Origin of the sequence: Streptomyces griseoruber (assembly GCF_001514205.1) — a bacterium.
Lineage (GTDB): Bacteria > Actinomycetota > Actinomycetes > Streptomycetales > Streptomycetaceae > Streptomyces > Streptomyces griseoruber.
This window is the reverse complement of the sequence record NZ_KQ948763.1, coordinates 102,043-113,242: the sequence shown is the minus strand read 5'-3', so window position 1 is coordinate 113,242 and position 11,200 is coordinate 102,043. Positions and strand designations below refer to the sequence as shown.

Annotated in this window: 12 protein-coding genes, 1 pseudogene and 2 riboswitches; of the genes and pseudogenes, 7 read left to right on the top strand and 6 right to left on the bottom strand. The window is 74.1% G+C overall.

What is annotated here, in order from left to right; genetic code table 11:
* Positions 1–7: 7 nt before the first annotated feature.
* Positions 8–151 (top strand): annotated as a pseudogene (locus tag AQJ64_RS45075) (DUF397 domain-containing protein); the annotation flags it as partial.
* On the opposite strand, the gene AQJ64_RS00490 reads toward AQJ64_RS45075, so the two are convergent.
* Complete coding sequence (locus tag AQJ64_RS00490) at positions 133–579, bottom strand: molybdopterin-dependent oxidoreductase (protein ID WP_055632065.1); 447 nt, start codon at positions 577–579, stop codon at positions 133–135. The pseudogene AQJ64_RS45075 and the gene AQJ64_RS00490 sit on opposite strands and share 19 nt — an antisense overlap.
* A gap of 192 nt (positions 580–771) precedes the next feature.
* Positions 772–920: riboswitch (cobalamin riboswitch) on the top strand.
* 87 nt (positions 921–1,007) lie between these two features.
* On the opposite strand from AQJ64_RS00490, the gene AQJ64_RS00485 reads away from it, so the two are divergent.
* The 4 genes from AQJ64_RS00485 to AQJ64_RS00470 are packed head-to-tail and all read left to right on the top strand — an operon-like array spanning position 1,008 to position 4,493.
* Entirely contained in the window at positions 1,008–2,051 is a 1,044-nt protein-coding gene (locus AQJ64_RS00485; RefSeq protein ID WP_055632064.1) for an ABC transporter substrate-binding protein, read from the top strand.
* Positions 2,048–3,106 carry a FecCD family ABC transporter permease gene (locus tag AQJ64_RS00480; RefSeq protein WP_055632063.1) on the top strand — a complete coding sequence of 353 codons (1,059 nt, stop codon included), beginning with the start codon at positions 2,048–2,050 and terminating at the stop codon, positions 3,104–3,106. Before AQJ64_RS00485 ends, AQJ64_RS00480 begins: the two co-directional genes overlap by 4 nt.
* Positions 3,103–3,918, top strand: coding sequence for an ABC transporter ATP-binding protein (locus AQJ64_RS00475; protein ID WP_055632062.1), 816 nt, complete (start codon positions 3,103–3,105; stop codon positions 3,916–3,918). Before AQJ64_RS00480 ends, AQJ64_RS00475 begins: the two co-directional genes overlap by 4 nt.
* Entirely contained in the window at positions 3,915–4,493 is a 579-nt protein-coding gene (locus tag AQJ64_RS00470) for a histidine phosphatase family protein (protein WP_055632061.1), read from the top strand. The genes AQJ64_RS00475 and AQJ64_RS00470 overlap by 4 nt, the downstream gene beginning before the upstream one ends.
* 47 nt (positions 4,494–4,540) lie before the next feature.
* Here the strand turns inward: AQJ64_RS00470 and AQJ64_RS00465 are convergent, their stop codons facing one another.
* The 3 genes from AQJ64_RS00465 to AQJ64_RS47600 all read right to left on the bottom strand — a co-directional run bounded on the left by AQJ64_RS00465 (position 4,541) and on the right by AQJ64_RS47600 (position 6,707).
* Positions 4,541–5,299, bottom strand: a complete 759-nt coding sequence (locus AQJ64_RS00465; RefSeq protein ID WP_055632060.1) for a CbtA family protein — start codon at positions 5,297–5,299, stop codon at positions 4,541–4,543.
* A 19-nt stretch (positions 5,300–5,318) separates the two neighbouring features.
* Entirely contained in the window at positions 5,319–5,540 is a 222-nt protein-coding gene (locus AQJ64_RS00460; RefSeq protein WP_055632059.1) for a CbtB domain-containing protein, read from the bottom strand.
* 36 nt (positions 5,541–5,576) lie between these two features.
* Positions 5,577–5,732, bottom strand: a riboswitch (cobalamin riboswitch).
* A gap of 240 nt (positions 5,733–5,972) precedes the next feature.
* Entirely contained in the window at positions 5,973–6,707 is a 735-nt protein-coding gene (locus AQJ64_RS47600; protein WP_107103373.1) for a PhzF family phenazine biosynthesis protein, read from the bottom strand.
* A gap of 110 nt (positions 6,708–6,817) precedes the next feature.
* Between AQJ64_RS47600 and AQJ64_RS47595 the strand changes: the two genes are divergently transcribed.
* Positions 6,818–8,149, top strand: coding sequence for a tetratricopeptide repeat protein (locus tag AQJ64_RS47595; RefSeq protein WP_240512486.1), 1,332 nt, complete (start codon positions 6,818–6,820; stop codon positions 8,147–8,149).
* Positions 8,150–8,210: 61 nt separating this feature from the next.
* Here AQJ64_RS47595 and AQJ64_RS00445 read toward each other — a convergent pair whose 3' ends face one another.
* A complete protein-coding gene (locus AQJ64_RS00445; protein WP_055632057.1) occupies positions 8,211–8,930 on the bottom strand; it encodes a flavodoxin family protein in 720 nt (239 codons plus the stop codon).
* A gap of 125 nt (positions 8,931–9,055) precedes the next feature.
* Here AQJ64_RS00445 and AQJ64_RS00440 point away from each other — a divergent pair, with 125 nt between their 5' ends.
* Positions 9,056–10,069 (top strand): NAD-dependent epimerase/dehydratase family protein, encoded by a 1,014-nt coding sequence (locus AQJ64_RS00440; RefSeq protein WP_055632056.1) that lies wholly within the window; start codon positions 9,056–9,058, stop codon positions 10,067–10,069.
* A gap of 19 nt (positions 10,070–10,088) precedes the next feature.
* Here the strand turns inward: AQJ64_RS00440 and AQJ64_RS00435 are convergent, their stop codons facing one another.
* Entirely contained in the window at positions 10,089–11,198 is a 1,110-nt protein-coding gene (locus AQJ64_RS00435; RefSeq protein ID WP_055632055.1) for a sensor histidine kinase, read from the bottom strand.
* Between the last annotated feature and the right edge of the window lie 2 nt (positions 11,199–11,200).

The following is an 11,200-nucleotide window of genomic DNA, read 5'->3' as shown; positions in this document are numbered from 1 at the left end:
TTGCACCGAGGGCGGTCGGTGCGTCGAAGTCGCCGCCACCACGGAAGCCGTACACATCCGGGACTCCAGAGCCGCGCCCGGACCGGTCGTCCGTGTGTCGCGGGCGGCGTGGGCGGGGTTCGTCGGCGGTGATCACGCCCCTACGCGGTAGCCGCCGTCCACCCGTATCGTGGCGATGCCGCTGATGTGCCGCGCGCCGCAGCGGTCCTGGGGCAGGACCAGCTGGGGGCCGGCCCCGTCGAGCGGGGTGTCGTCGACGGTGGTGGCGAGCAGTACGGCGGCGTTGCCGAAGTCGGGGTCGCTCTCGGCCCACGACAGCACGGCGTGATGGCCGTCCGCCCCGTGCACGGCGACCAGGAACCGCAGCCGGTCCTCGCGCCGGGCGGGGTCGAAGCCGGGCTTGGCCGCCGACAGCACGTCGTGCAGGAGCGGGCCGGTGAATCGGTGGTGCTGGACGCCGCTGGTGGCGCACTCGAAGCTGACCGCCGCCCGCCGCTGGGGCCAGGTCAGCAGATCGGCCACGGTGAGCCGGGTGGGCCGGGCCAGGTCACCGGCGAGCACGACGTCCGTCTGGGGCATGGGCCATCACCTCCCGGGTGACCGTACCCGGACAGGTGGCGCACGCAAACGCATGTGCCATCCTCTTCCCGCCCTACGGCTCGTGTGTGCCATGTCCGAGGGCGTGAATCATGGGCATCTGCGACCGGACGACCAGGCCGGTCCGCCGTCGGGGCCTGTGGTAGCTTGCCGAAGCCAGTCGTACCCCTGTGCGTACCTGTACGCACGACGGGTCAGGGAATCCGGTGCGAATCCGGAGCTGACGCGCAGCGGTGAGGGCGACGGGCGGGGCAACGGCCACTGGACGGCGGAGCGGTCCGGGAAGGCGCCCCGTCCGGGTGACCCCGAGTCCGAAGACCTGCTGGCGGCCTCCGGCGGCGGAAAGACGCCGGGGGAGCAACCGCACGACCGGGCTTCGCGCATGAGCCCTCGACGCCGAAGGATGTTCCGTGCCGCTCGCACGCCCCGTCCGTCCCGCCGCCGCTCTGCTGCTGGCCGGCGCTCTGCTGCTGACCGGCTGCGCCGGCTCGTCCGGGAAGCCCGGTTCATCGCCCGGGGGCGCGTCGGCCGGCCACCCGGTCACCCTCGACAACTGCGGGCGGAAGGTGCGCGTGCAGCGGGCTCCCGAGCGGGCCGTCTCCCTCAACCAGGGCACCACCGAGATCATGCTCTCGCTCGGTCTCGCCGACCGTATGGCAGGCACCGCCACCTGGACCGACCCGGTGGCCAAGGGCCTGGAGAAGGCCGACGCGAAGGTGAGACGGCTGGCCGACGACGCCCCGTCCTTCGAGAAGGTGCTGGACGCCGAACCCGACTTCGTCGCCGCCTCCTTCGCCTCCACCCTCGGCACGGGCGGGGTGGCCACACGCGAGCAGTTCGAGAAGCTCGGCGTGCCCACCTACCTCTCCCCCTCCGACTGCGTGGGCAAGGACAACGGCGGCGACGGCGACGGCTCGCGCACCGAGCCGCTCACCATGGACGCGATCTACGGCGAAGTCACCGACCTGGCACGGATCTTCGGCGTCGAGGAGCGCGGCCGTGCGCTCGTCGCCGAACTGAGGGGGCGGCTCGACAGGGCCACCTCGGGCCTGGACGCCCGGGGCGTGACCGTCCTGTACTGGTTCGCCAACTCCCAGTCCCCGTACCTGGCCGGCTGCTGCGGCGCGCCCGGCGTGATCACCCGCGAGGCCGGGGCGGAGAACGCCTTCGCCGACACCCACGAGGAGTGGCCCCAGGTCGGCTGGGAGACCGTCGCCGACCGCGACCCCGACGTCCTCGTCGTCGGCGATCTGACCCGCAGACAGCAGACCGCCGAGACCGCGGCGAAGAAGATCGCCTTCCTGGAGTCCGATCCGGTCACCAGGAACATGACCGCCGTGCGGAAGAAGCGGTACGTGCTGCTCTCCGGGCAGGCCATGAACCCGACGATCCGGACCGTCGAGGGCGTGGAGAAGGTGGCGGCGGCGCTGCGCGCGTACGGCCTCGCGGGGTGAGCGACGTCCCGACGGCGGCGGTCCCGTCGGCCGCGGTCCCGGTGGCGCTGCGGCGCGCGCTGCTGTGGGCGGCCGGGCTCGCGCTGCTGTGCGGCTCCGTCGCGGTGGCGATCACCATCGGCCCGGCGGACATCGCCGTCGGTGACGTATGGGCGACGGTGGCGGCCCATCTCGGCTGGGGCCGGGGGCGGTTGTCGCCGATCAGGGACGGGATCGTATGGAATCTGCGGCTGCCGCGCACCCTGCTCGCGGCGGTGTGCGGGGCCGGGCTGGCCGTGTGCGGCGCGGTCATGCAGTCGCTGCTGCGCAATCCGCTCGCCGACCCGTTCGTCCTGGGTGTCTCCTCGGGGGCCTCGACCGGTGCGGTCGTGGTCGTGGTGCTCGGTGCGGGCGGCGGGGCCGTGTCCGTGTCGGGCGGGGCGTTCGTGGGCGCGGTGGTGTCGTTCGCGCTGGTGCTGCTGCTCAGTCACAGCCTCGGGGGCACCACGGACCGGGTGGTGCTCGCCGGGGTCGCCGCGATGCAGTTGTTCTCGGCGGTCACCTCCTTCGTGGTGATGACGGCGGCCGACGCGGAGACCACGCGCGGGGTGCTGTTCTGGCTGCTCGGCTCGCTCGGCGGGGCCGACTGGACGGACGTCGGCCTGTGTCTGGCGGTGCTGGCGGCGGCGCTGCCCGTGTGTCTGGTGTACGCCCGCGCGCTGGACGCGTTCGCGTTCGGGCAGGACGCGGCCGCCGCGCTGGGAGTGCGGGTGGCCCGTACCCGGCTGGTGCTGCTGTGCGTCACCGCGCTGCTGACGGCGGTGCTGGTCGGCTCGGCGGGGGCGATCGGCTTCGTCGGGCTGGTGCTGCCGCACGCCGCCCGGGCGCTGACCGGTCCCGGGCACACCCGGCTGCTGCCGGCGACCGCGCTGGCCGGGGCGGTGTTCCTGGTCTGGGTCGACACCCTGGCCCGCACCCTGCTGGACCCGCAGGAGGTGCCGGTGGGTGTGATGACCTCGCTGATCGGCGTCCCGGCGTTCGTGCTGATCCTCTACCGGGGCAGGGACACCCGGTGAGCGACCTCGACGGACTGCGCGCCGACCGGGTCAGCCGGTCGGCCGACGGGACCCTGATCCTGGACGGGGTCAGCCTCGCCCCGCGTCCCGGGACCGTCACCGGGCTGCTCGGCCCGAACGGCTCCGGCAAGTCGACCCTGCTGCGGCTGCTCGCCGGTGTCCTCGCCCCGGCCTCCGGCACCGTCACGCTCGACGGGCGCCCGCTGGAGCGGGTGGGGCGCCGTGCCGTCGCCCGGCGGGTGGCCGTGGTCGAGCAGCAGGCGGACACCCAGGTGGCGTTGACGGTCCTCGACGTCGTACGCCTCGGCCGTGTCCCGCACCGCAGGGCCTGGGCGCCCGCCTCCGCCGGGGACGAGGAGGCCGTCCGTTCCGCGCTGGCCCGCACCGGTCTGGCCGACAAGGCCGCACGCCCCTGGCAGACGCTGTCCGGCGGGGAGCGCCAGCGGGTGCAGATCGCCCGCGCCCTCGCCCAGCAGCCCCGGGAGTTGTTGCTGGACGAACCCACCAACCACCTCGACATCCAGCATCAGCTCGCCCTGCTGGACCTGATCACCGAACTCCGGCTCACCAGCGTGGTCGCCCTGCACGACCTCAACCTGGCCGCGATGTACTGCGACCGGCTCCTCGTCCTGCGCCGGGGCCGCGTGGTGGCGGGCGGCACCCCGGAGGAGGTCCTCACCGAGGAACTGATCGCCGAGGTGTACGGCGTCCGCGCCGCCGTCACCCGGGCCGCCCCCGGGGACCGTCCGCACATACGCTTCCTGGGCACGCTCCCGGCCGACCGCACCGCACCCGAAGGAGCCCTCCCGTGACCAGCCGTGTCAGCTTCGTCCCGCCCGCGATGAACGACTCCCTGCGTCGGGCCCGCTTCGACGACGGGGCCTCGATCGACGCGGGCGGGGCGGCCCGGGCGCGGGCCGCCGCCGGGTCCCTGCCCGCCGCCGTACGGGTCGTGCTCTCCCCGAGTGTGCGCTGCCGGGAGACGGCGGCCGCCCTCGGTCTCGACGGGATCGAGGAGGCGGACCTGGCGGGGCTGGACGTGGGGCGCTGGCGCGGCCTGACCCTCGCCGAGGCCGGCGCCGCCGAGCCGCAGGAGGTGGGCCGCTGGCTCGCCGACCCCGACGCGGCACCGCACGGCGGGGAGTCGGTGGCGGACCTGTGCGCACGGGTGGGCCGCTGGCTGCGGGCGGCGGCGGAGACGGACGGCCATACGGTCGCGGTGGTCGAGCCGGAGATCGTACGGGCCGTGGTGGTCCGGGTGCTGGGGGCGCCGGCGGCGGCCTTCTGGCGGCTCGACGTGCCCCCGTTGACGGCCACGTCGGTCAGTGGAAGGGACGGCCGGTGGAACCTGCGGCTCGGGCAGCCGCTGGACCCGGCCGGCGCATGACAGGGCCCCCGGACGGATCCGGGGGCCGTGCCGTCATTCCGGTCGGCTCACTGCGGGACGGTCACCGCCGCCCTCGCCGGCGCCTTCGCGGGCTTCGGGTTCAGGAGCCGTTCGGCCAGTTCGCCGAAGACGAGGCCGAAGCCCGTCCACAGCGTGATCTGGAGGGCGAGGGTGGACAGGCGGAACCGCCACAGCAGGGTGGCCGGGAAGTCCGCCGGGACTTCGTTGATCGCGGGCAGGAACGCGTACGCCAGCCCGATCAGGGCGATGAAGCCGAGGATCGCGACGACGGTGGCGTACCAGGTGCCGAGCCTCGGCGCGAGCCGCTTGCCGGTGATCACCGCGGCGATCGCGAGGAGCACACCGAGCAGCATCATCAGGAAGAACAGGATGGTCCGTTGGGCGATGGTGTCGTGGTCGCCGACCGCGGGCGGGTTGGCCGGGTACTTCAGGAACGGCACGACGTACACGGCCAGCAGCGCGGCCCCCGAGAGCAGCAGCGCCGTGGCCCGCGGGCCGAAGCGGCCGACGCGGCCGAGGGCGAAACAGTAGGCGAGGGCGGCGATGCCGCCGAAGGCGACGCCGTAGACCAGGACACCGGTGGCGAGACCGGCGGTGGACTGCAGGGAGCGGGAGACGAGTTCGACCTCGTGCTCGTGGGCGGGGGCGTGGGACTCCTCGAAGCCGATGGCGCTGTCGACGTTCGGCTCGCCCAGGAAGTAGGCGACGACGAGGGCGAGCACGCCGGCCGCGAGGCCGGCGAGCATGCCCCGCACCAGAAGGTTTCGCACGGTTGCGGAGTTCATGGCGGTGCGGCGCCCCCCGTCAGTGGCAGGGGAAGCCGAGCAGGTGGCGGGCGTCGTGCACCCACTCGTGGACTCCCTCGCCGGAGACGACGGAGGTGGCGCCCTGCTCGGCGCCGACGAAGTACAGCAGGACCAGCATGAGGATGCCGAAGAAGACCGCCCAGGGGGCGATGTCCTTGAGCGGGAGCTTGGCGGGAACGGCGGGTGCGGCGGTGGTCGGCTGAGCGACGTGCTGCGCCATGGCAGGGCCTCCTCTGGGAGTTCGCGTCCCATCTCGGTGGTGCACAGGACGACGGCCCCGGGTCTGACTCGCGGCCCGCCCCCTGGGGAGGGAGCGCACCGTTCACAGTGGCGCGACCGTGCCGGACTTCCACCGGCTTCCGTGTTTCCGTCGTCGATATCAGAGTGACGGTACCGTGCCCCGCCGAACTGGCCAATAGCGCACGGTCCGACGTGATCCGGCTCTCCTCGCTCCGGCCGCTCCGGCCACTCCGTCCCGGACGCGCGAAACGGAATCCGGGCACTTCCGAGAACACGGCGCCGCGGTTCGCCCCGGCCCGGTCCCTCGCCACGTTCGCGCCCGAGCTCCGGTGACCTGGCCGCCCCGTTCCCGGCCCGGCAGCCAGCTGGCTTCACCTGCACATCGCCGTCCCGGCGTCGGCGGGTGTCCCGGTCATCGGGGCAGCGCCCGGAGCCGTCCCTCGCCGACGAAGGCGACCTCGCCGCCGACCCGGACGGAGGGGATGTCCTCGCCGTGGCCGCGGGCGCTGATCGTCATCTCACCGCCGCGCCCGGTGAACCGGCCCTGCCGCAGCGTCACGGCCTCCCCGTCGCCGATACGGCCGTACCGGCGCAGGTAGGCGGCGGCGCATCCCGCCCCGCTGCCGGTGGCCACGTCCTCGGTCAGCCCGTCGTTGTTCCAGTGCCGCGCCTCCAGGCCGGTGACGTCGAGGACGTACGCGAACCGGGCGCCGAGGGCGGCCAGCCGCCCGGTGATGTCCGAGGCGATACGGGCACGCGCCAGAACCCCCGCACGGACCGGGAGCACGAGATAGCGCAGCCCGGTCGAGACGACCTCCGGGGGCAGGTCGGGGTCCAGGTCACCGGCATCCAGGCCGAACCAGGCGGCGAGTTCCGCCGCCCGCGCCGGGTCCGGACGGCCGAGGAAGGCCGCCCGGCCCTGGTCCAGCACGCCCGCGTACCGTCCGGGGCCGCGCCGTTTCGTCGCCACCGTCACCGTGCGGGCCTTCAGCCGCAGCGTCCAGCTCGCGCGCTCGCCGGAGCCGTGCAGGGCGTGCAGCACACAGGCGGCGCCGATGACCGGATGTCCGGCGAAGTCCAGCTCCTCGGCGAGGTCGAAGACCCGCGCCTGCCAGACCGGGCCGTCCGGTGTCTCCTCCCCGGCCAGGAAGACCGACTCGCTGGCTGTTGGCCGCGGTGAACCGCTGTGCGTACCTGCTCTACCCCGGGATGAAACAGCTCCTGCCCGGTGACGCGTACGGTGCCGGGAGCGATGCCGTGGCCCCGCTTCCGGAGGTCGCCGACGGCACGGCGGCGATCCGCTGGCTGGACGCCGAACTGGCCAACCTCTCCGGGGCCGTCCACCAGGCCGCCGCCGCGGGCCGTCCGGCGGCCTGGCTGCTCGCCGACGCCCTGCGCGGCCATTCCTGGACCCGTAAGAACGCCGTGGACTGGACCGCCCTGGGCCAGGCCGCCCTGGCCGCCGCCCGCGCCGCGCAACAGCCCCGGGCCGAGGCTGCCATGCACAACCTGCTCGGCATCGCGTACACCCAGCAGAGCCGCCCCGACACCGCGATCGCCCACTTCGAGCGGTTCCTCGCCCTCGCCGAAGCCGCCGGCTGGCCGGAGGGCGCCGCCACCGCACACACCAACCTCAGCATGGTCACCCGGATCAGCGGCCGGTTGCGGCGCAGCGCCGATCACCTGGAGCGGGCCATGGAACTCGACCGGCTGAGCGGCCTGCCGGACGGGCACCCGGCCGTCCTCGGCAACCTCGCCAACGTCCTGCGTGACCTGGGCCGTCTGCCCGAGTCGCTGGACTGCTTCCTGCGGGCGGAGCGTCTCCCGGCGGACCTGGACAACGAGCACAACCGGCTGCACCGGCAGGCCAACCTCGGCCGCACCCGGCATCTGCTCGGCGACCCCGCGGGCGCGACGCACCACCTGCGGACCGCGCTGGCGATGGCCAGGGACTGGGGCGACGTGGGCAGTGAGGCATACGTACTCCGGCTGACGGCCTCGGTCCGCCGGGACGCCGGCGACCTGACCGGCGCCCTGGCGCTGGCGCGGACCGCCACCCCCCTCAGCGACCAGGACGGCGACGAGTACTTCCGCGCCGCCGCCCGCATCACCTTCGGCAGCGTGCTGCTCGCCCTCGGCCGCCACGACGAGGCCGCCGGTGCCTACCGGGAGGCGCTCAAGCTCGCCCGCGAACGCGGCGCCCACGACCTGGAGGCCCGCTCCCTGATCGGACTGGCCTCCCTGTGCCGTCCCCTGGACCGGGAACAGGCCGACGAGGCGCTGGACATCGCCCGGCGCACGGAATACCGCCTGGTGGAGGGCGAGGCGCTGACCGCTCTGGCCCGCGCCGGCCTGGAACGGGGAGAACCCGCCGTCGCGGCCGGCCACGCGCACCGGGCTCTGATCGTGCACCGCGCCACCGGCCACCGCAGGAGACAGGCCCAGACCCTGGACCTCCTCGGCCGGGCCGTCGGCATGACCGGCGAAGAGGACCCCGCGCCCTACTGGAGCGAGGCCCTTGAGATCTTCGACTCTCTCGGCAGCCCCCACGCCGCGACGCTCCGGCAGCGGCTCGCCGCCACGTTGTGAGAAGCGCGGAGGCCGTTCCGAATGCGCAGGGGAGGGAACCCCGGGCGTCCGGCTCCCGGCCTCAGCGGTGCTCGGGGTTGTCGGCGCCCGGCCGGCACCCCGCGTCCCACTCCGAGCGCCGGTTGCCGTGGGCGGGGATACCCCCGGCGTGCTTGAGCAGGGCGGCGATGTGCATGAGGTTCCAGGTCATGAAGGAGGTGTTGCGGTTGGTGAAGTCGTTCTCGGGGCCGCCCGAGCCCGGGTCGAGATACGAGGGCCCGGGGCCGGCCGCGCCGATCCAGCCGGCGTCCGCCTGGGGCGGGATCGTGTAGCCGAGGTGCTGGAGGCTGTAGAGGACGTTCATCGCGCAGTGCTTGACGCCGTCCTCGTTGCCGGTGATCAGACAGCCGCCGACGCGGCCGTAGTAGGCGTACTGCCCCTGCGGGTTGAGCAGGGAGGAGCAGGCGTAGAGGCGCTCGACGACCCTCTTGGTCACCGAACTGTTGTCGCCCAGCCAGATCGGTCCGGCCAGCACCAGGATGTCGGCGGCCATCACCCTCTCGTAGAGGGCCGGCCACGCGTCGGTGGCGAAGCCGTGCTCGGTCATGTCCGGGTAGACGCCGGTGGCGATGTCGTGGTCGACGGCCCTGATCTCGTCCGTCGTCACTCCCTGCGCGTCCATGATCGCGCGGCTCTTGTCGATCAGGCCCTGGGTATGGCTGAGCTGCGGGGACGGTTTGAGGGTGCAGTTGACGTAGAGGGCGGTGAGGTCGTCGAAGCGGTGGGGAGCGGTTGCGTCCATGGCGGGCAGCGTCTCGCGCGCATGGCGTTTTGTCCCGGTCCGACGCGCCTTCGCACGTCTTACGGAGTGGTGACGTGCCCGGCGGGTCACGGGATCCGGCACACCCGTCGCCCTAGCGTGGCCGTATGCGTGTACTGGTCACCGGCGGTGCCGGGTTCATCGGGTCCCAGGTCGTCGACGTGCTGCGCGAGCGCGGACACGAGCCGGTCGTGTACGACGTCCGGGAGGATCCCGGGGCGGACGTGCGCGACCCGGCGGCGGTCGCCCGCGCCCTCGTCGGTGTCGACGCGGTGTGCCATCAGGCGGCGATGGTCGGGCTCGGCGACGGGGTCGCGGACGCGGCGGAGTACGTCTCCCGCAACGACCTCGGTACCGCCGTCCTGCTCGCCCGGATGGCGGAGGCGGGGGTGCGGCGTCTGGTGCTGGCCGGGTCGATGGTGGTGTACGGGGAGGGACGGTACGCGTGCGCACGGCACGGAGTGGTGCGGCCCGGTCCGCGCGCCGTCGGCGATCTCGACTCGGGCCGGTTCGAGCCGCTGTGCCCGGCGTGCGGGGAGGACCTCGTTCCCGGCCTGGTCGGGGAGGACGCCCCGGCCGATCCGCGCAACGTGTACGCCACGACCAAGCTCACCCAGGAGCACCTGGCCGCCGCGTGGGCCCGCTGTACGGGAGGGTCGGCGGTGTCCTTGCGCTACCACAACGTGTACGGGCCCCGGATGCCCCGCGACACCCCGTACGCCGGTGTGGCCTCCTTCTTCCGTTCCGCGCTCGCCCGGGGCGAGGCCCCGCGTGTCTACGAGGACGGGCGGCAGCTGCGGGACTTCGTGCATGTGCGGGATGTGGCCTCGGCCAACACCCTGGCGCTGGAGGCCGGTTCGGCACCGGGGGCGCTCACCGCGTACAACACCGGCAGCGGCGAGCCGCACACCGTCGGCGAGATGGCGCGGGCGCTGGCCGCGGCGCACGGTGGGCCCGCGCCCGTCGTGACCGGCGAGTACCGGCTGGGCGACGTCCGGCACATCACCGCGGACTCCTCCCGACTGCGGGACGGACTCGGGTGGAAGCCGGAGGTCGGGTTCGAGGAGGGCATGGCGGAGTTCGCGCGGGCCGGGATGCGGGGCGCCCGGGACCGCGGTTGACCGGTGGTGCTGCCCGCGTTCACGAAGCTGCGGCGGGCAGCACCACCTCGAAGCGGCAGCCGCCGGGGATGTTGTGCACGGTGGCCCGGCCCTGATGCGCCTCCACGATCCCCCGCACGATGGCGAGGCCGAGGCCCGCGCCGGCCGGCGGCGTCCGCGCGTGGGTGCCGCGCCAGCCGGTGTCGAAGACCCGGGGCAGGTCCTCCTCGGGGATACCGCCGCAGCCGTCCGTCACCGACACCACCACGCCCTCCGGGGAGCGCTCGGCGGCGACCGCCACCGTACCGTCGGCGGGTGTCCGGCGGATCGCGTTGACCAGCAGGTTGCCCAGGACCCGGCTCATCTCCTTGCCGTCGACCTCCACCGGCACCGGCTCCACCCGGTCGCCGACCAGCCGTACGCCGTGCTCGCGGGCGAGGGGGTCCGCGCCCGCGAGGGCGTCGCCGATCAGGTCGTAGAGCGAGACGCGGGAAGGGGTGAGGGGCAGGGTGCCGGCGTGGATGCGGGAGAGTTCGAAGAGGTCGCCGACCATGCCGTTGAGGCGTTCGACCTCGGTACGGATCTGCCGGAGGTAGCGGCCGGGGTCGGTGGCCACCCCGTCCTCCAGCGCCTCGGACATCGCGCGCAGGCCGGCCAGCGGGGTGCGCAGGTCGTGCGAGATCCAGGCGACGAGTTCCCGCCGGGAGGACTCCAACGCCCGCTCGCGTTCCCGGGATTCGGCGAGCCGGGCGCTGGTGGCGGCGAGCTCACGGCTCACCGCCTCCAGTTCGGCGGTGGCCGGACCGTCCGGGGCGGCGAACGGGCCGTCGGCGAACGCGCGTGCGGCGACGGCGAGTTCGCGGCTGCGGGCGACGACCCAGCGGCCCAGGAGCAGCGCGGTGGCCAGGGAGACCACGGCCGCCATGGCGACGACGGTCGTCACCACCGTCAGGTCGTGCGGGGAGAGGAACATCGCCCACGCGACGGCGAGCGTGCCCGCGAGCATGGCCAGCACGCCGACCGCCGCGACCACGGCGAGCGAGGCGGTGAGTGAGCGGCGCCGGGTCAGCCGCAGCACGCCGGCTCCGGCGAGCCCGGTGACAGCGGCACCGGCGAAGGCGTACAGGGCGATGAGGAGGGTGTCCTGCACGG